Source organism: Variovorax sp. YR750, assembly GCF_900109805.1.
GTDB classification, from domain to species: Bacteria; Pseudomonadota; Gammaproteobacteria; order Burkholderiales; family Burkholderiaceae_C; genus Variovorax; species Variovorax gossypii.
In genome coordinates, this window is record NZ_FOBJ01000009.1 from 1 (window position 1) to 18,888 (window position 18,888).

Below are 18,888 nucleotides of genomic sequence, written 5' to 3' on the forward strand. Positions count from 1 at the left end.
TTCCAGAAGAAGGTGTGGTTCCAGATCTGCGCGGCGTTGTTGTAGATGCCGCCGCTGGACTTCTTGACGATCTCCTCGAGCGTCATCGATTCGAACTCGGTGCCCTTCTGCAGGTTGTTGAGGTTCACCACGTAGGCGTTGTGGTGCTTGCCGTAGTGGTACTCGAGGGTTTCCTTCGAATACTCGGGTGCCAGCGCGTCCAGTGCGTACGGCAGGGGTGGGAGCACATGTTCCATGGTTTTTTCTCGTGGGTTGGTTGTGGGAATCAGGGATTCTAGGAAGTAATCATCGAGACGGCGTCGGACGCGTTCCCGTTGCGCCGCCCGGCGTGACAGTCAGGTCGACTTCGCCGTCGGAGAGTCGCGCCTTGACCGCGTCGCCTGGTGCAAGTTGCGCGACGCTGACGATCGCATGACCGTCTGTATCGGTCAGCCATGCATAGCCACGTTGCAAGACCAATGCCGGATCGAGCAATCGCATGCGCAGGGCCACGCGATCCAGCCGATCACGACGCTGCACCACCGCGCGTCCCAGCTTCAGGGGAAAGTCGGCTGCGATCTGGCGCGGCAGCTGCGTCAGACGCTCCCTTCTGGACATCACCGTGTAGCGAAGCCGCTGCGCATGATGCGCAAGACGCAACTGCTGGCGAGTCACGAGATTGGAAGGCCGGCCCAAACGTCCCGCGGCCTGGTCAAGACGCTGTCCGAGCACGTCGACGCGACCGCCCAGCGCGTCGGCGAGCCGCTCCTCGAGCAGATCGAGCGCACCGAGCCAAACGTCGCGAGGCGCGCTTACGAGTTCCGCCGCGGCCGTTGGCGTAGGCGCGCGCAGGTCGGCACAGAAGTCGGCGATGGTGAAGTCGGTTTCGTGCCCCACGCCGCTGACCAACGGCACCGGGCTCCGAACGATGGTGCGCGCCAGCGTCTCGTCGTTGAAGGCCCAGAGGTCTTCGATGGAACCGCCGCCGCGCACCAGCAGGATCACGTCGACGGCAGGCGCGAGCTCATAGAGCGACTGCAACGCACGCACCAGTTCGCCTGGCGCGTTGGCCCCCTGCACTGCTGCCGGGGCAAGTACGACCGGAATGTGTGGAACACGCCTTCGCAGCGCGGTGACCACGTCGTGCAAGGCAGCAGCGCCGAGCGAGGTGACGACGCCGATCGAACGCGGCATGGTCGGCAGCGCCCGCTTGCGCGCCGGATCGAAGAGGCCCTCGGCTTCCAGGCGCGCCTTGCGCTGCATGAACTGCTCGAACAGAGCGCCCTGCCCGGCACGCCGCAGGCTCTCGACCACCAGCTGCAGATCGCCGCGCGGCTCGTAGACCGCAAGTCGCCCGCGCACCTCGACCTGGTCACCGTCGCGGGGCGAAAAATCGAGCAGGCCGGCGGCGCGGCGGAACATCGCGCAGCGCAGCTGGCCGGACTCATCCTTGAGCGCGAAGTAACAATGTCCGCTCGAAGCCCGGGAAAAACCGGAAATCTCGCCGCGCACCGTCACCGGGTTGAAGCGGGCGTCGAGCGCGTCGGCGACCGCGCGGCACAAGGCGCCGACAGCCCAGACTCGCGGCCCGGGCGCGGAATTCGGTTCACGCAAGTTCACAAAACGCCCGCTCGGCCGGATGCCACTCTTCCACAACGGGCAGCATGCACCCCAGCTTCGACCCCCAGGGCGGGACAGGCGCACGGTTTCTCGTGCAAGCCATTGATTTCATTGAAAAAAGTGCTGCTCAAAATTCAGTCGTTCCAGCGAAAAGGCCACCCCATGCGGGTCGCGGCGAGTTGCGCAGCAGGTTAATCACAAAGTTATCCACAGAATCTGTGCGTCCTTGCCGACACAAAAACAAGGCGCGTGACGATGGTGGGCTCAGTGGATAATCGCCGCGCATTTGCAGTCTACGGGCCGGAGGATTTTCTTGTTTTCCATCATAGTTGCCGCGGGTTGGCCGATCTGGCCCTTGCTCGCATGTTCGGTCATTGCGCTCGCGCTGGTTATAGAACGTTTCACGAGTCTCAAGACCGTGAGGGTACTGCCGCCGAAGCTGCTCGACGAAACCATCACCGCGTCGCACGGAGCCATTCCCGGTCCGGACGTCGTGACCAAACTGGAACGCAACTCGATGCTCGGCCAGGTCCTGGCCGCCGGTCTGCGCGCGCTGAACGCCAATCCGCGCTGCACCGAAGACGATCTGCGCGCGGCCATGGAGGCCTCCGGACGCACCGTGGCGCACAAGCTCGAGCGCTACCTGCCGGCGCTTGCCACCATCGCCTCTGCTGCCCCGTTGCTGGGCCTGCTGGGCACGGTGATCGGCATGATCGAGATCTTCGGCTCGCAGTCGCCGGGCAGCGGCGCGGTGGGCTCGGGCAACCCGGCGCAACTGGCGCACGGCATCTCGATCGCGCTCTACAACACCGCCTTCGGCCTGATCGTCGCCATTCCGACGCTGATCTTCTGGCGCTACTTCCGCAGCCGGGTCGATGAGTACCTGCTGAACCTCGAGCTTTCCGGCGAGCGCTTCGCCCGCCACCTCAACGCCCTGCGCAAATGATGACCCCCACGCTTGCCACTGCGTGTGCTGCGCTGCCCCCCAAGGGAGCCGCCGCCTCCTTGGGGCGGCCCGGCGGAGGCTTGTCATGACCCGCGCCCGCATGCAGTTCCGCCACGGCGCGCGCGACGAGCCGGAGATCAACCTGATCCCGTTCATCGACGTGCTGCTGGTGATCCTGATCTTCCTGATGCTGTCGACCACGTACAGCAAGTTCACCGAGATGCAGCTTCGGCTGCCCACGGCGGACGTCGACGCGCAGCGCGACTACCCGAAGGAAGTGATCGTGGCGGTCTCGGCCGATGGCCGCTACTCGGTCAACAAGAACGCCGTGGCCGACCGCAGCGTGGAAACCGTGACGGCCGCTCTCGCTGCCGCGGCCACGGGCGGCAAGGACAGCGTGGTGATCATCAGTGCCGACGCGACCAGCCCGCACCAGGCCGTGGTGACGGTGATGGAAGCCGCGCGCCGTGCCGGCCTGATGCAGATCACCTTCGCGGCCCAGTCGACGGCGCAAGCCGGGCACTGAGTGCCTAACGGCGGCAGCGACAACGGCAACAAGGGTTCCTCGCGGCTGCAGGACGCCTGGCTGCGTCACGGCCCTCTGGCCTGCCTGCTGTGGCCGCTGTCGCTTGTCTACGCCGTGCTCTTCGCAGTGCGCGGCTGGCTCTATCGCGTGGGATGGCTACGGACCGAACGTGTGCGCGTGCCGGTGATCGTGGTCGGCAACGTGATTGCGGGCGGGGCCGGCAAGACGCCGGTCGTGATGGCCATCGTGCGCCATCTGCAGTCTCAGGGAGTGCAAGTCGGTGTCGTGTCGCGCGGCTATGGCCGTCGTACCGACGACTGCCGCGAAGTGCTCGGTGACAGCGATCCGCAGGATGTAGGCGACGAGCCTGCGCTGATCCATCACGCGACCAAGGCGCCGGTGTTCGTCGCGCGCCGGCGCATCGACGCGGCACGCGCGCTGCTCGAACGCCACCCGGCTACGCAGGTCATCGTCAGCGACGACGGCCTGCAGCATCTGGCGCTCGCGCGCGACATCGAGATCTGCGTGTTCGACGACCGGGGCATCGGCAACGGCTGGCGGCTGCCCGCCGGCCCGTTGCGCGAAGCCTGGCCACGTCGCTGCGACCTGGTGCTGCACAGCGGCGCGCGGCCCGCCTTCGCCGGAGGGTACACCGCCACCCGAAAGCTGGCCCACGATGCGCTGACCAGCGACGGAAGACGCGTCCCGCTGACTTCCCTTGCAGGCCAGCCGGTGACCGCGCTGGCGGCCATCGCACGGCCGGAAGCCTTCTTCGAGATGCTACGAGCGCAGGGCCTGACGCTCGCCGAGACCATCGCGCTTCCCGATCACTTCGATTTCGAGGGCTGGCAGCGTCCGGTAGGCGCCGCGCAAACCCTTGTCTGCACCGAGAAGGACGCGGTCAAGCTGTGGCGCAAGGCACCCGACGCGCTGGCCGTGCCGCTGGAGTTCGTGCCTTCCGCGGAATTCTTCGCGACCCTCGACGCAAAGCTATCATCGCTCGATGGATACCAAGCTGCTTGAACTGCTCGTCTGCCCCGTCACCAAGGGGCCGCTGACCTGGACCCCCGAGAAGCAGGAGCTGTGGTCTCGCAGCGCCCGCCTGGCGTACCCGGTGCGCGACGGTATTCCGGTGCTGCTCGAGAACGAGGCACGCACGCTCTCCGACGAAGAGCTCGGGCTGTGAGCTTCACTGTCCTGGTTCCGGCGCGGCTGGCGTCGACGCGGCTTCCCAACAAACCTCTCGCCGACATCGCCGGCGTGCCCATGGTGGTGCGCGTGGCGCAACGTGCGAGCGAATCCGGTGCGGCGCGCGTGGTGGTCGCAGGCGACGATCCCTCCATCATCGATGCGTGCAAGATGCATGGCGTCGAGGCCATCCTCACCAGCCAGAACCACCCGAGCGGCACCGACCGGCTGGCCGAAGCCTGCGAAAAGCTGGGACTGGACGGCGACGACATCGTCGTCAATGTTCAGGGCGACGAGCCGCTGATCGATCCCGCGCTGATCGATGCCGTGGCGAGCACGCTGGCCACGCACGCCGAAGCGGCGATGAGCACCGCCGCCCACGAGATCGATTCGGTAGTCGACTTCATGAATCCCAACGTGGTGAAGGTGGTGCTCGACGTGCAGGGCAACGCGATGTTCTTCAGTCGCGCGCCGATCCCGTGGTGGCGCGACGGCTCCGCCAACGGTGCCGCGCCTGCCCTGCTGCCTGCCGCCCCTGCCCCGCTGCGCCATATCGGGATCTATGGCTATCGCGCAGGCTTCGTGCGGCGCTTTCCGTCCCTGCCTCCCGCGCCCGTCGAGGCGACGGAAGCACTCGAACAGTTGCGCGCGCTGTGGCACGGCCATCGCATCGCGGTGCATGTGAGCCATGTCGCGCCGGGCCCCGGCATCGACACGCCCGAAGACCTGGCACGCGTGCGCGCAGTCTTCGCTGCCGCCGGCGCCTGAGTCCAGGCGTCTCGAGGGCTACGGCAGCGGGATTTCCCCAAGGGCACGCATGCTATCCTCGAAGCAACTCCGCCTAGCCCGGCCATGGGGCCGATGCTCGGCGCGACACAAAATCTAAGAACCGTCCGAGGACACCATGAGACTAATTTTGCTGGGCGCGCCCGGGGCGGGCAAAGGCACGCAAGCGGCCTTCATTTGCCAGAAATACAGCATCCCCCAGATTTCGACCGGTGACATGCTGCGCGCAGCCGTCAAGGCCGGCACCCCGCTCGGACTACAGGCCAAGGCCGTCATGGATGCCGGCGCGCTGGTCAGCGACGACCTGATCATCAACCTGGTGAAGGAACGCATCGCGCAGCCCGATTGCGCCGGCGGCTTCCTCTTCGACGGGTTCCCCCGCACCATTCCGCAGGCCGACGCCATGAAGGCGGCCGGCGTGAAGCTCGACTACGTGCTCGAGATCGACGTGCCCTTCGGCGACATCATCGAGCGCATGAGCGGCCGCCGCTCTCACCCGGCTTCGGGCCGCACCTACCACGTCAAGTTTAATCCGCCCAAGGTGGAAGGCAAGGACGACGTGACCGGCGAAGACCTGATCCAGCGCGAGGACGACAAGGAAGAAACCGTCCGCAAGCGGCTCGACGTGTATAGCCAGCAGACGCGTCCGCTGGTCGACTACTACTCCGCCTGGGCCAAGACCGATCCGGCCGCTGCACCGAAGTACCGCGCCATCAAGGGCGTGGGCACGGTCGACGAGATCACGCAGCGGGCACTTGCCGCGCTGAGCAGCTGACCTGACTCCCCTGAAACCGCCCCTTCGACAGGGGCGGTTTCGTTTTCACCCCAGCAGTTCCAGCATCAGGGCGATGCGCGCCTTGACCGGCGTCAGTGCGCCTGCATCGCGCAGCGGATCTCCGGTCTTCGGCAGGATGCGACCGCTGGAGCAACGCGTTGCCCTGATCACCGAGACACCAGCGTCCCGCGCCTTGAGTGCAGCCGCTTCCAGCGCATGGTGCAGGGTGCCGTTGCCAGTAGTGGCGAGCACCAGCCCACGCAGGGGCCCCGCGCCGCCATGCAGCAGGAGCGCATCGATCACCGCTCCGCTAACACCAGCGTGGCTCATGACGATCTCGACCTGGGGCCATTGCACCGCAGCCGCCCCCAGGATCTTCGCCGCCGGCACTGCCTGTCCTTGCGGCCAGGGACGGACGAGGTGCACTTCCCCTTCCTCGACATAGCCGACGGGCCCCGCATCGCCCGACGCGAAGGCGTCGAGCCGATAGGTGTGCACCTTCTGGATGTCTACCCCGCCATGGACGACACCGGCGCACACCACCGTCACGCCCTGAGCCCCCTGAGTCGTCGCGACGCCGATCGCATCGCGCACGTTCTGCGGTCCGTCGGGCGACAGGGCTGTGGCCGGACGCATCGCACAGGTGAGCACCACAGGTTTGGATGGCGCCAGCACCGAGTGAAGGAAGAACGCGGTCTCCTCGATGGTGTCGGTGCCATGGGTGATCACCACGCCGGCCACATCGGCCTGCGCCAGCCAGTGCACACAGCGTCGGGCCAGTTGCTGCCAGACGTCGAAGGACATGTCCTTGCTGTCGACCTGGGCCACCTGCTCGGCTTCGAGCGTCACGCCGTCGGGTGCCTCGATACCGCCCAGCAGGTCGGCCACACCCACCTGCGCGGCGGTGTAGCCGATGTTGTCGTCGCTGCTGGCGGCCCGCCCCGCGATGGTGCCGCCGGTGCCCAGAACCACCACGCGTCGGCGCAGTTCAGGCGAAGAGGAATTAACCATGGCTTGTCAACTTAAAAAAACTGGTTAAAAATACAGCCACTGGATATCCAGCCAGTACCGCAAGGAACCACATATGCAGTTCGCCGTGAAGCTTACAGCCCGCCAGCAGCAGATCCTGGACCTGATCCAGAGCGCCATCGCACGCACCGGTGCGCCGCCCACCCGCGCCGAGATCGCCAACGAACTCGGCTTCAAGTCAGCCAACGCCGCGGAAGAGCATCTGCAGGCGCTGGCTCGCAAGGGCGTCATCGAGCTCGTCAGCGGCACCTCGCGCGGCATCCGCCTCAAGGGCGACGCGCTGCGCTCGCTCAACGAAACGCGCCATCGCGAAGGCAACCAGTTCTCGCTCTCTCTGCCCGGCATGGCCCAGCTCGCACTGCCGCTCATCGGCCGCGTCGCAGCCGGTTCGCCCATCCTGGCGCAGGAGCACGTCGACCAGACCTACTACGTCGAGAACACGCTGTTCCAGCGGCAGCCCGACTACCTGCTCAAGGTGCGCGGCATGTCGATGCGCGACGCCGGCATCATGGACGGCGACCTGCTCGCGGTTCAGGCCACCAAGGAGGCGCGCAACGGCCAGATCGTGGTGGCGCGCCTGGGCGACGAAGTGACCGTCAAGCGCCTGAAGCGCAACAAGCAGGTCATCGAGCTGCACGCCGAGAACCCGGACTACCCGACCATCATCGTCCAGCCCGGAGAGCCGTTCGAAATCGAAGGCCTCGCAGTCGGCCTCATCCGGAACACCATGCTGATGTAGGCCCGGGCGGCCTGCCTTCCGCAGCACCACATCCCCATCCGGCCTCGACAGGTGGCGGGCGTATGGCGAAGAGTCGCCATCACCCTGTCGCGGCCGATTCAAGAAATCCTGCCTGTGTTCAACCTCATACTTTCTTGGAGTTCACATGGGAATCGCCCTCCTCGCCATCGCCGATATCTGGATGCCGCTGCAATCGCTGGCCAATCGCCTGATGCCGGCACGACGTGCTCATCGCCGGAATCACCTCGACGCCACCGAATCCGCGGCAGGATTGCGCTACGTGGCGGTGCGCCCCGCCTGCACCGCCCGCTCCGGCGGTGTCTCCTCCCCGGAAACGGCTGCCTCGCCGGCGCGCCCTCTGCGCGTGGTCCGGGTCGTTGACGGCAAGGGACAGCAGCGCAGTGCCAACCGCGTGGTGATCTCCGGCCGCATGGCCGACGTCTGCGCTGAGCTCGACCGCCTGGCCGCACTGGAAGCCGCAGAAACCATGGCCACGGCCCCGCGCTCCACACGCCTGCATTGAGCGCCTATTGGGTCCGGAACCGCCCTGCGAGCGGCTTCGGGGTGGGTATCCAAACGTTCGCAGGCGCGACATTCCAATGCTGCGAGGCACAATGGCACGCCATGAACATTGTGATCCTCGACGATTACCAGGACGCCGTGCGCAAGCTGCGCTGTGCCTCCAAGCTGGACGCATACGCGGCCAAGGTCTATACCAACACGGTGAAAGGCATTGGGCAGTTGTCGGTTCGCCTCAAGGACGCCGACGTGATCGTGCTGATCCGCGAGCGCACCCAGATCTCGCGCCAGCTGATCGAAAAGCTCCCGAAGCTCAAGCTCATTTCCCAGACCGGACGCGTTGCCGGGCACATCGACGTGGCGGCCTGCACCGAGCGCGGCGTGGCCGTGGCGGAGGGCTCCGGCTCTCCCCAGGCACCAGCCGAGCTCACATGGGCGCTCATCATGGCAGCCATGCGCCGGCTGCCGCAGTACATCAGCAATCTCAAGCACGGTGCCTGGCAGCAGTCGGGGCTCAAGTCGGCCTCGATGCCGCCCAACTTCGGCATCGGCTCCGTGCTCAAGGGCAAGACGCTTTGCATCTGGGGCTACGGCCGCATCGGCCAACTGGTCGCGCGCTACGGGCAGGCCTTCGGCATGCAGGTCGTGATCTGGGGCCGTGAAGCCAGTTGCGCCAAGGCGCGTTCCGATGGCTTCCAGGTTGCGCAGAACCGCCACGAGTTCTTCGCTGCGGCCGACGTGCTGTCGGTGCACCTGCGGCTCAACGAGGAAACCAACGGCCTCATCACGCTGGAAGACCTCTCGCGCATGAAGCCGACCGCCCTGTTCGTGAATACCTCGCGTGCCGAGTTGGTCGAAGCCGACGCCCTGCTCGCCGCCCTCAACCGTGGCCGCCCCGGGCTCGCCGCCGTCGACGTGTTCGAGAGCGAACCGCCGCTGCAAGGCCACGCGCTGCTGCGCCTCGAAAACTGCATCTGCACGCCGCACATCGGCTACGTCGAGCAGGAAAGCTACGAGAGCTATTTCGGCCAGGCCTTCGACAACGTCGTGAGCTACATCAACGGCAACCCCACGAACATCGTGAATCCCGGCGCGCTGCAGGTCCGTCGGTGAGCCAGCCGGCGTCCCGGGGTGCGCTCTGGGCGCTGCTCGTCGGCAACTTCGTGATCGGCACGGGCGTGATGGTCGTGCCCGGCACGCTCAACGAGATCAGCGCCTCGCTCTCGGTCACGGCCGCCACCGCAGGACAGCTCATCACAGCCGCCGCGGCGGTGATGTGCATAGGCGCCCCGCTGCTGGCCGCCGCTGTCGCGGGCTGGGACCGCCGGCAGCTCCTCGCCCTCTCCCTGCTCTGGTACGCCGCCGGGCACGTCCTCTGCGCACTGATGCCGAGCTTCGGCACCCTGCTGCCGGTTCGCATGCTCACGGTGATTGCGCCTGCCATCTTCACGCCCCAGGCCGCGGCCTGCGCCGGCCTGCTGGTGCCGCCCGAGCATCGCGGGCGCGCCGTCACCTTCGTTTTCCTTGGCTGGTCGATGGCCTCGGTGCTTGGCCTGCCCATCGGCGCGCTGATCGGCGGGCATCTGGGCTGGCGCATGGCTTTCGCCGCCATCGCGGCTCTCAGTGTCGCGAGCGCGACAGCGATCTGGCTCACCTTGCCGAACGGTATCCGCCCCGCTGCACTGACGGCCGCCGCATGGTCGCGCGTGCTGCGCAGCCCGGTGCTGATGGGCATCGTGTCGGTCACGGCGCTGCAGGGCGCCGGCCAGTTCGTGCTGTTCAGCTATTTCGGTCCGATCCTCAAGCAGAGCTTCGGTGCGGACGCCACCACGCTGAGCGTGATGTGGGCGCTGTTCGGCGTTTTCGGCCTGATCGGCAACATGGTTGTCAGCCGGTACATCGACCGCGTGGGCGCCGGCCGCATGGTGCTTGTCACGACGGTGCTGATCGCCGCGAGCCTGCTGCTGTGGCCATGGGCCTCCACGCTCGCCTGGCTGGCCGTGGTGCTCGTTCCCTGGGGCCTGGGTTGCTTCTCCACCAATTCGGCGCAGCAGGCCCGGCTGGTGGGCCTGGCGCCTGCGCTCGCGCCGGGCTCGGTAGCGCTCAACAGTTCCGGCATCTATACCGGCCAGGCGGTGGGTGCGGCGCTCGGCGGCTGGCTGCTCGCCAACGACGCCGCGGCCTGGATGAGCTGGGTCGGCCTGGCACTGGTGCTGATCGCCATTTCGCTGAGCGTGGCCATCGACCGCAGCCGCCGCGCGCCCTGAAAGCGCGCCCCCGCGTAAAACCCGTCACGCCTCACCCGCGCGGGACTGCAAAATCGGAGCCTTCGACCGCAACACCTGCATGCATGGCACCTGCGGCGACGCCTGCGTGGCAGGCCCGGATACCACCCAACCAGTGAAAATCTCCAGCAAATGACAGTGAACTACTCCCGAATCGGCGTCGTCGGCGCCGGCGCCATGGGGCGCGGCATCGCGCAGATCGCCGTGCAGGCAGGCAGCGAGGTGCTGCTGCTCGACAGCTTCGCGGGTGCCGCCGAGCGCGGCCGCGAAGCCCTCGCCGCCCAATGGAACAAGCTGAGCGAGAAGAACAAGATCGACGCCACCACGCGCGATGCGTACATCGCCCGCGTGAAGGCGGTCGATTCGATCCAGGCGCTGGCCGGCTGCGACCTGGTGATCGAGGCCATCGTCGAAGACCTGGAAGTCAAGCGGAAGCTGTTCCGCGAGCTCGAAGGCGTCGTGGCCGAGACCGCCACGCTGGTCACCAACACCTCTTCCCTCTCGGTGACGGCCATCGCCGCAGGGCTGAAGCACCCCGGGCGCATCGCCGGCTTCCACTTCTTCAACCCGGTGCCGCTGATGAAGGTGGTCGAAGTTGTCGCGGGCTTCAAGACCGCCCCCGAGGTCTGCAAGCAACTGGCAGGCTATGCCACGCAGATGGGCCACAGCGCCGTGCAGGCGCAGGACACGCCCGGCTTCATCGTCAACCACGCGGGCCGCGGCTACGGCACCGAGGCGCTGCGCATCGTCGGCGAAGGCGTTGCCGACTTCGCGACCGTCGACCGCATCCTCAAGGACCAGGCCGGCTTCCGCCTCGGCCCCTTCGAGCTGCTGGACCTGACGGCGCTCGACGTGTCGCACCCGGTGATGGAGTCGATCTACCACCAGTACTTCGAGGAGCCGCGCTTCCGCCCCAGCGTGATCACCGCGCAGCGCCTGGCCGCCGGCGCGCTGGGCCGCAAGACCAACGAAGGCTTCTACCGCTACAACGACGGCGTGATGCAGCAGGTGCCCGAGGCGCCCGCGCCGGTGGTCGAGGGCACGCCCTCGGTCTGGGTGTCGCCGCGTGCCGCGCGCCGCGCAGAGCTGCTGCGCCTCGTGAACACGCTGGGCGCGCAGATCGACAGCGGCGCCACGGCCGCGCCGCAATCGTTGATCCTGGTCGCGCCGCTGGGCTTCGATGTGACCACGGTGGCCGCCGTCGAGCGCCTGGACGCCACCCGCACCGTCGGCATCGACATGATGATCGACGACGCCGCCACCAAGCGCCGCGTGCTCGCCACCAACCCGGCCACGCGCCGCGACATCCGCGACGCGGCGCACGCCCTCTTCGCGCGCGACGGCAAGGCCGTGAGCGTGATCCGCGACAGCGGCGGCTTCGTCACGCAGCGCGTGATCGGCACCATCGTCAACATCGCCGCCGACATGTGCCAGCAGCGCGTGTGCACGCCGGCCGACCTCGAGACCGCCGTGCAGCTGGGCCTGGGCTATCCGCGCGGCCCGCTCGCCATGGGCAACCTCTACGGCCCGACCAACATGCTCGAGGTACTGTTCAACCTGCAGACGGTGTACGGCGACCCGCGCTATCGCCCGAGCCCGTGGCTGCGCCGCCGCGGCGCGCTGGGCCTGAGCCTGCTGCACGAAGAAGAATGAAGACCGAGTAAGAAAGCACGGAACCGAGCCATGAGCACCGCAGAACTCAAGAGTACGAGCGAGGGCAGCACCATGGTGCTGACGATCTCCAACCCCAGCCAGCGCAACGCGCTGGGCCCCGACATCTACGCCGCGGGCATCGAGGCGCTGAACAAGGCCGAGAACAGCGCGGAGATCCGCAGCGTGGTCATCGTGGGCGAAGGCTCATGGTTCTGCGCCGGCGGCTCGCTGCAGCGCCTCCTGGCCAACCGGCAGCTCGACCGCTCGGTGCAGGCTGAGAGCATCGAGGGCCTGCACAACTGGATCGATTCGATCCGCACCTTTCCCAAGCCGGTTATCGCGGCCGTCGAAGGCGCGGCGGCGGGCGCGGGCTTTTCGCTCGCGCTGGCCTGCGATTTCGTGGTGTCGGCGCGCGACGCAGTCTTCGCGGCCTCGTACAGCAACGTGGCGTTGTCGCCCGACGGCGGCCTGAGCTGGCACCTGGGGCGGCAACTGCCGCGCCAGCTGGCCAGCGAATGGCTGATGAACGGCGAGCGCATCGCCGCGCCGCGCCTGCACGCGCTGGGCCTCGTCAACGAGCTCACCGAAAGCGGCCAGGCGCTCGCAGGCGCGCTGGCATTAGCCACTCGTCTCAACTCGCGCGCGCCGAACTCGCTGGCCAGCATCAAGGAATTGCTGAGCGAGGCCCAGGGCGCCACGCTGGCCTCGCAGCTCTCGCAGGAGCGCGACCACTTCGTGCGCAACCTGCACCACGCGAACGCGGGCATCGGCATCGCCGCGTTCCTCGAGAAGAAGCCGCCGCAGTACGAATAGACAGCCCAGCAACCGAGCAAGCGGGTAGCGCCCGACGGCGTCGCTCCCGTGACACCCACCAGCTTTCCAGTCGCCGAGAGGACAGACCAATGGACGACCCCATTCTTACCATCGAAGAACGTGAAGCGATCAACAGTGGTCGCTGGTTTTCTTCCCTTTCTCCATCGCTGCGGCACGACATCCTCCGATGCGCCTTCGTCAAACGCTACAAGGACGGCGACCTGATCGCCGCCCGCGGCGATCCGCCCGAACACTGGATTGCCTGCGCCAAGGGCGCGGTGCGCGTGAGTTCGACGGCCGTCTCTGGCAAGCAGGTAACGCTGACCTACGTGGAACCGGGCATCTGGTTCGGCGACGTGGCGATGTTCGACGGGGACCGGCGCACGCACGACACCTACTCGCATGGCGACACCACCATCCTGTGCGTGGCGCGCGCCGATTTCCAGAAGATCCTGGCCTCGCACGTGGAGCTGTACGAGGCGCTGATGCGGCTGCAGGCGCGGCGCATCCGCACGCTCTTCGGGCTGGTGGAAGACCTCAACACCCTGCCCCTGCGGGCGCGGCTGGCCAAGCAGCTCATCCATCTGGTGCGCAGCTACGGCGTGCCGAACCTGGAAGACGGCAGCCAGATGCGCATCGGCCTGCAATTGGCGCAGGAAGAACTGGCGCAGCTGCTGGGGGCCTCGCGCCAGCGGGTCAACCAGGAGCTGAAGACCATGGAGCGCGAGGGCACCATCCGCATCGAACCGGGCGGCCTCGTGGTGCTCGACCGTTCGGCGCTGATGCGCGTCTCGGAAGCTGAAAGCTAGAACGACAACTACAACGACAACCCCAGGCAGACAAGACATACCGACATGAGCCAGGACTTCTCCTCCTTCATCGGCACCCGTGCCGTCTCGCAACAGCACGCCTTCGACGTCGACGCGCTCGCGGCCTGGCTCGGGAAGAACCTCGACGGCTTCAAGGGCCCGCTGACGGTCGAGATGTTCAAGGGCGGCCAGTCGAACCCGACCTACAAGCTGGTCACGCCCACGCAGAGCTACGTGATGCGCGCCAAGCCGGGCCCGGTCGCGAAGCTGCTGCCTTCCGCCCACGCGGTGGAGCGCGAGTTCAAGGTGATGAGCGGCCTGGCCGGCACCGACGTGCCGGTGCCGCGCATGTACTGCCTGTGCGAGGACGAAAGCGTCATCGGCCGCGCCTTCTATGTCATGGAGTTCATGCAGGGCCGCGTGCTGTGGGACCAGTCGCTGCCCGGCATGAGCAACGCCGAGCGCGACGCCCACTACGACGAGATGAACCGCGTGATCGCCGCGCTGCACACGGTCGACTTCGCCGCCCGCGGTCTGGCCGACTACGGCAAGCCCGGCAACTACTTCGAGCGCCAGATCGGCCGCTGGAGCAAGCAGTACAAGGCATCGGCCGACGGCGCGGGCGAGCTCTCGCAACCCATCGAGGCCATGGAGCGGCTGATCGACTGGCTGCCCGCGCACATGCCCGCTAGCGCGCGCGACGAGAGCAAGGTGTCGATCGTCCACGGCGACTATCGCCTCGACAACGTGATGTTCCATGCCACCGAGCCGCGCATCATCGCGGTGCTCGACTGGGAGCTTTCCACGCTGGGCCACCCGCTGGCCGACTTCAGCTACCACTGCATGTCCTGGCATATGCCGCCGAGCACTGGGCGCGGCATCGGCGGCGTCGATGTCGCCTCGCTGGGCATTCCCACCGAGAGCGAATACATCCGCCGCTACTGCGAGCGCACCCGCATCAGCACGCCCGAGGCGCTCGCGCCCGACTGGAACTTCTACCAGGCCTACAACCTGTTCCGCATGGCCGCGATCCTGCAAGGCATTGCCAAGCGGGTCGAGGCCGGAACCGCGTCGAGCGAGCAAGCCGTGGCTTCGGCCCGCGGCGCCCGCCCCATGGCCGACATGGCCTGGCAGTTTGCCCAAAAGGCATAAGCCGCCCCACCCCACCAGGAGACGAAGATGGATTTCGAATACTCGGCCAAGACCAAAGACCTGCAGAAACGCGTCCAGGCTTTCATGGACGACCACATCTACCCGGCCGAGGCCGAGTACGCGGCCGAGCTGGCCGCAAACACGGTCGCCGGCAAGCGCTGGACCGCGCTCAATACGGTCGAGAAGCTCAAGGAAAAGGCCAAGGCCCAGGGCCTGTGGAACCTGTTCCTGCCGGTCGACAGCGCCGCGGCATCGGGCTACGACGGCGCCGGCCTGACCAACCAGGAATACGCCCCGCTGGCCGAAATCATGGGCCGGGTGCCATGGGCTTCGGAAGCCTTCAACTGCTCGGCGCCCGACACCGGCAACATGGAGACCATCGCGCGCTACGGCTCGGAAGAGATCAAGGCACGCTGGCTCAAACCGCTGCTCGAAGGCCAGATCCGCTCGGCCTTCGCCATGACCGAGCCCGAAGTGGCTTCGAGCGACGCCACCAACATCTCCACGCGCATCGAGCGCCAGGGCGACGAGTACGTCATCAACGGCCACAAGTGGTGGATCTCCGGTGCGGCCGATCCGCGCTGCGCGGTCTTCATCACCATGGGCAAGAGCGACCCCGAGGCGCCGCGCCATTCGCAGCAGAGCATGATCGTGGTGCCGGCCGACGCCAAGGGCATCCGCATCGTGCGCCCGCTGAACGTGATGGGCTACGACGACGCGCCGCACGGCCACGTCGAGATGTATTTCGAGAACGTGCGCGTGCCCGCCAGCAACATGCTGCTGGGCGAAGGCCGCGGCTTCGAGATCGCCCAGGGCCGCCTCGGCCCCGGACGCATCCACCACTGCATGCGCCTGATCGGCCTGGCCGAGCGCGCGCTGGAGCTGATGTGCAAGCGCGCCTCCTCGCGCGTGGCCTTCGGCAAGACCGTGGCTTCGCAGACCGTGACGCAGGAGCGCATCGCCGAAGCTCGCTGCAAGATCGACATGGCCCGCCTGCTCACGCTGAAGGCTGCGTGGCTGATGGACGTGGCCGGCAACAAGGTCGCGAAGAACGAGATCGCCATGATCAAGGTCGTCGCGCCCTCGATGGCCTGCCAGGTGATCGACTGGGCCATGCAGGTCCACGGCGGTGGCGGCATGTGCGACGACTTCCCGCTGGCTGCAGCCTATGCCGGCGCACGCACGCTGCGCTTCGCGGACGGTCCGGACGAAGTGCACCGCAATGCGATCGCCAAGTGGGAGCTGGGCAAGTACGCGCCGGGCAAGGCCGATGCTGAAATGCCGGTGACGCGTTTCTGATCCACCCGTTTCGACGACTCCTCTTCAGGTTGAAGAGGGTCGACGAACAAAGGGCCGGCGGCGAACGATTCGCCCCGGCCCTTTTTCTTTGGTCCCTTGTCCTTAGAGCTTCTTCTGCAGGAAGACGGCTGTGCCGAATGCCGGGTCGAGCTGGTAGCCCGCGAAGCCCTCGCGCTCGTAGGCGCGCAGCGCGGGCGCGTTGCCCGACAACACCTCGAGCGTGAGCTTGCACGCCCCGCGCCTGTGGGCCTCTTTCTCGACCCGCGCGAACATCTGCTGCGCCACGCGTTGCCCCCGATGGCTGGGCAGCACCACCACGTCATGCACGTTCACCAGCGGCCTGGCTGCGAAGGTCGAGAAGCCCTCGATGCAGTTGATCAGCCCGACGGGCTGCTCGCCGTCATACGCCAGCACACTGAAGGCCTGGGGACGCGCGGCCAGTGCCGCCGGCAGGCTCTCGCGCACGGCGGCATCGAGCGGCTTGCCGCCGCCGGCCGGGTCGCTGGCATAGGCATCGAGCAGGCCGACCAGCGCGGCCGCATGTGCGGCGTTGCGGTAGTCGGCGATGAAGACCTCGATCTGCGCCGAGGCGGCCGTCATCGCGCGGGCTCCAACGTAGCCGCGAGGCGCTTTGCGCAGGATTCGGCCTGCTTCGCATCGCGCGCCTCGACCATCACGCGTACCAGCGGCTCGGTACCGCTCGCACGGATCAGCACACGGCCTGCATCGCCGAGCTCGGCTTCGATGCGAGCGGTTTCGCTGGCAAGCGCCTTGTTGGCCTTCCAGTCCTGGTCGGGCGAGATGCGCACGTTGATCAGGGTCTGCGGGAACAGCGTGACGCCTTCGAGCAGCTGCGCCACCGTCTTGCCGCTGCGCACGCAGGCCTGCAGCACCTGCAGCGCGCTCACGATGCCGTCGCCGGTGGTATGGCGGTCGAGCGCCAGCAGGTGGCCGGAGCCCTCGCCGCCGAGCAGCCAGCCGCGCTTGTCGAGCTCCTCGAGCACGTAGCGGTCGCCGACCTTGGCGCGCACGAACTCGATGCCCTGCTTGCGCAAGGCCATCTCGACGGCCTTGTTGGTCATGAGCGTGCCGACCACGCCCACCGGCTTGTCGCCGCGCGCGATGCGTTCGGACACCATGAGGTAGAGCAGTTCGTCGCCGTTGAAGAGGCGCCCGCTGGCGTCGACCAATTGCAGGCGGTCGGCGTCGCCGTCGAGGGCGATGCCGTAGTCGGCCTTCTGCGCCGTGACCGCGGCGATCAGCGCCTCGGGATGCGTGGCGCCGAACCCCTTGTTGATGTTCAGCCCGTCGGGCGAAACGCCGATGCTCGTCACTTCCGCGCCCAGCTCGTGGAACACGTTGGGCGCCACCTGGTAGGCCGCACCGTGTGCGGCGTCGACCACCAGCTTCATGTCGCGCAGCGTCAGGTCGTTGGCGAAGGTGCTCTTGCAGAACTCGATGTAGCGGCCGGGCGCGTCGTTGAGGCGGCGGGCCTTGCCCAGGTTGGCGGAATCGACCCACACCGGGTCTTCTTCCAGCGCTGCCTCTACGGCCAACTCCCAGGCATCGTCGAGCTTGGTGCCCTGCGCGCTGAAGAACTTGATGCCGTTGTCGGGGTAGGCGTTGTGGCTCGCGCTGATCACCACGCCGAGGCTCGCACGCTGGGCGCGCGTGAGGTAGGCCACGCCGGGAGTCGGCAGCGGGCCGAGCAGCACGACATCGACGCCAGCCGAGTTGAAGCCCGATTCGAGCGCGGATTCGAGCATGTAGCCCGAGATGCGCGTGTCCTTGCCGATGAGCACCGTCGGACGCGACTGCGTCTTCTTGAGCACGCGGCCCACGGCATGCGCGAGGCGCAGGACGAAGTCGGGCGTGATGGGCGCCTGGCCCACCGTGCCGCGGATGCCGTCGGTGCCGAAATACTTGCGGGTCATGTTGATCCTGTCTGCTCTTGTGTTTGTTGTTGTGACTCTTGCGCCTTCATGGCGCGCCATACCGCGAGTGCCGCGACGGTGTCGCGCACGTCGTGCACGCGCACCACGGCTGCTCCCCTGTCCACCGCCAGCACCGCCGCGGCGACGCTGGGCACGATGCGTTCACCCGCCACCTCGATGCCGGTGACCGCGCCGATCGACGACTTGCGCGACCAGCCCAGCAGCAGCGGATAGCCGCCGGCGAGCAGTTCGCGCTGCCGCGCGAGCAAGGCGAAATTCTGCGCCACCGTCTTGCCGAAGCCCACGCCGGGGTCGAGCGTGATGCGCGAGGGATCGACTCCCATCTCGCGCAGGAGTTGCACCTGAGCCGAGAGGAACGACAGCACTTCGGGAATCACGTCGCCGGCCATGGGCACGGCCTGCATGGTCTGCGGGTCGCGATGCATGTGCATCAGGCAGATGCCGCACGAAGGGTGCGCCGCGACGGCCTCGCGCGCGCCTGGCTGGCGCAGCGCCCAGATGTCGTTGACGATGTCCGCGCCCAGGTCGAGCACGGCACGCATGACCTCGGGCTTGTAGGTGTCGATGGAGATCGGCACGTTCAGCTTCACCGCCTCGCGCACCACCGGTACCACCCGCGCAAGCTCGGCCTCGAGCGGCACAGCGGGGCTGCCGGGGCGGGTCGATTCGCCGCCGATGTCGAGGATGTCGGCGCCCTCCTTCAGCAGCTGCTCGCAGTGGCGCAGTGCGGTTTCGGTGGAGGCGTGGGCGCCGCCGTCCGAGAAGGAATCGGGCGTGACGTTGACGATGCCCATCACGCGCGGCTGCGCGAGGTC

20 protein-coding genes and 1 pseudogene are annotated in these 18,888 nt (G+C 67.3%); 15 read left to right on the forward strand and 6 right to left on the reverse strand.

Going from position 1 to position 18,888, the window contains the following annotated elements:
* Positions 1-236, reverse strand: a pseudogene (locus tag BMY35_RS18885) (superoxide dismutase [Fe]); the annotation flags it as partial.
* A 49-nt stretch (positions 237-285) separates the two neighbouring features.
* Positions 286-1,599: an exodeoxyribonuclease VII large subunit gene (gene xseA, locus BMY35_RS18890; RefSeq protein ID WP_093202253.1), complete on the reverse strand. Its 1,314-nt coding sequence runs from the start codon at positions 1,597-1,599 to the stop codon at positions 286-288.
* Positions 1,600-1,912: 313 nt separating this feature from the next.
* Here xseA and BMY35_RS18895 point away from each other — a divergent pair, with 313 nt between their 5' ends.
* The 6 genes from BMY35_RS18895 to adk all read left to right on the forward strand — a co-directional run bounded on the left by BMY35_RS18895 (position 1,913) and on the right by adk (position 5,820).
* Positions 1,913-2,545, forward strand: coding sequence for a MotA/TolQ/ExbB proton channel family protein (locus tag BMY35_RS18895; RefSeq protein ID WP_093202257.1), 633 nt, complete (start codon positions 1,913-1,915; stop codon positions 2,543-2,545).
* Between the two features lie 100 nt (positions 2,546-2,645).
* The gene (locus tag BMY35_RS18900) at positions 2,646-3,071 is read left to right on the forward strand and encodes an ExbD/TolR family protein (RefSeq protein WP_371287180.1); all 426 of its coding nucleotides are present in this window, start codon (positions 2,646-2,648) and stop codon (positions 3,069-3,071) included.
* On the forward strand, positions 3,072-4,094 hold the full coding sequence (gene lpxK / locus BMY35_RS18905; RefSeq protein WP_093202262.1) for a tetraacyldisaccharide 4'-kinase: 1,023 nt from the start codon (positions 3,072-3,074) through the stop codon (positions 4,092-4,094).
* Positions 4,075-4,257 (forward strand): Trm112 family protein, encoded by a 183-nt coding sequence (locus BMY35_RS18910; RefSeq protein WP_093202265.1) that lies wholly within the window; start codon positions 4,075-4,077, stop codon positions 4,255-4,257. The genes lpxK and BMY35_RS18910 overlap by 20 nt, the downstream gene beginning before the upstream one ends.
* Complete coding sequence (kdsB, locus tag BMY35_RS18915) at positions 4,254-5,027, forward strand: 3-deoxy-manno-octulosonate cytidylyltransferase (RefSeq protein WP_093202269.1); 774 nt, start codon at positions 4,254-4,256, stop codon at positions 5,025-5,027. Before BMY35_RS18910 ends, kdsB begins: the two co-directional genes overlap by 4 nt.
* 136 nt (positions 5,028-5,163) lie before the next feature.
* Positions 5,164-5,820 carry an adenylate kinase gene (gene adk / locus BMY35_RS18920; protein WP_093202271.1) on the forward strand — a complete coding sequence of 219 codons (657 nt, stop codon included), beginning with the start codon at positions 5,164-5,166 and terminating at the stop codon, positions 5,818-5,820.
* Positions 5,821-5,865: 45 nt separating this feature from the next.
* On the opposite strand, the gene BMY35_RS18925 is transcribed toward adk, so the two are convergent.
* Entirely contained in the window at positions 5,866-6,831 is a 966-nt protein-coding gene (locus tag BMY35_RS18925) for an asparaginase (protein WP_093202274.1), read from the reverse strand.
* Between the two features lie 73 nt (positions 6,832-6,904).
* Between BMY35_RS18925 and lexA the strand changes: the two genes are divergently transcribed.
* The 9 genes from lexA (at position 6,905) to BMY35_RS18970 (ending at position 16,118) form a co-directional block, all read left to right on the forward strand.
* A complete protein-coding gene (lexA, locus tag BMY35_RS18930; RefSeq protein WP_019652457.1) occupies positions 6,905-7,588 on the forward strand; it encodes a transcriptional repressor LexA in 684 nt (227 codons plus the stop codon).
* A 145-nt stretch (positions 7,589-7,733) separates the two neighbouring features.
* Positions 7,734-8,111 carry a hypothetical protein gene (locus BMY35_RS18935; RefSeq protein WP_093202276.1) on the forward strand — a complete coding sequence of 126 codons (378 nt, stop codon included), beginning with the start codon at positions 7,734-7,736 and terminating at the stop codon, positions 8,109-8,111.
* Between the two features lie 101 nt (positions 8,112-8,212).
* The gene (locus tag BMY35_RS18940; RefSeq protein ID WP_093202278.1) at positions 8,213-9,220 is read left to right on the forward strand and encodes a D-2-hydroxyacid dehydrogenase family protein; all 1,008 of its coding nucleotides are present in this window, start codon (positions 8,213-8,215) and stop codon (positions 9,218-9,220) included.
* Complete coding sequence (locus tag BMY35_RS18945) at positions 9,217-10,374, forward strand: MFS transporter (RefSeq protein ID WP_093202281.1); 1,158 nt, start codon at positions 9,217-9,219, stop codon at positions 10,372-10,374. The genes BMY35_RS18940 and BMY35_RS18945 overlap by 4 nt, the downstream gene beginning before the upstream one ends.
* 150 nt (positions 10,375-10,524) lie before the next feature.
* Positions 10,525-12,045, forward strand: a complete 1,521-nt coding sequence (locus tag BMY35_RS18950; protein ID WP_093202283.1) for a 3-hydroxyacyl-CoA dehydrogenase — start codon at positions 10,525-10,527, stop codon at positions 12,043-12,045.
* 30 nt (positions 12,046-12,075) lie between these two features.
* Positions 12,076-12,858 carry an oxepin-CoA hydrolase, alternative type gene (locus BMY35_RS18955; protein ID WP_093202286.1) on the forward strand — a complete coding sequence of 261 codons (783 nt, stop codon included), beginning with the start codon at positions 12,076-12,078 and terminating at the stop codon, positions 12,856-12,858.
* Positions 12,859-12,947: 89 nt separating this feature from the next.
* On the forward strand, positions 12,948-13,667 hold the full coding sequence (locus BMY35_RS18960) for a Crp/Fnr family transcriptional regulator (RefSeq protein ID WP_093202289.1): 720 nt from the start codon (positions 12,948-12,950) through the stop codon (positions 13,665-13,667).
* Positions 13,668-13,712: 45 nt separating this feature from the next.
* Positions 13,713-14,819: a phosphotransferase gene (locus BMY35_RS18965; RefSeq protein ID WP_093202291.1), complete on the forward strand. Its 1,107-nt coding sequence runs from the start codon at positions 13,713-13,715 to the stop codon at positions 14,817-14,819.
* 27 nt (positions 14,820-14,846) lie between these two features.
* Positions 14,847-16,118, forward strand: a complete 1,272-nt coding sequence (locus tag BMY35_RS18970) for an acyl-CoA dehydrogenase family protein (RefSeq protein WP_093202294.1) — start codon at positions 14,847-14,849, stop codon at positions 16,116-16,118.
* A gap of 102 nt (positions 16,119-16,220) precedes the next feature.
* Here the strand turns inward: BMY35_RS18970 and BMY35_RS18975 are convergent, their stop codons facing one another.
* From BMY35_RS18975 to folP, 3 genes are read right to left on the reverse strand one after another with little or no spacing between them, the layout of a single operon-like run.
* Positions 16,221-16,718: a GNAT family N-acetyltransferase gene (locus BMY35_RS18975; protein ID WP_093202296.1), complete on the reverse strand. Its 498-nt coding sequence runs from the start codon at positions 16,716-16,718 to the stop codon at positions 16,221-16,223.
* On the reverse strand, positions 16,715-18,052 hold the full coding sequence (glmM, locus tag BMY35_RS18980; RefSeq protein WP_093202299.1) for a phosphoglucosamine mutase: 1,338 nt from the start codon (positions 18,050-18,052) through the stop codon (positions 16,715-16,717). The genes BMY35_RS18975 and glmM overlap by 4 nt, the downstream gene beginning before the upstream one ends.
* Positions 18,049-18,867, reverse strand: a complete 819-nt coding sequence (gene folP / locus BMY35_RS18985; RefSeq protein WP_093202911.1) for a dihydropteroate synthase — start codon at positions 18,865-18,867, stop codon at positions 18,049-18,051. Before folP ends, glmM begins: the two co-directional genes overlap by 4 nt.
* Between the last annotated feature and the right edge of the window lie 21 nt (positions 18,868-18,888).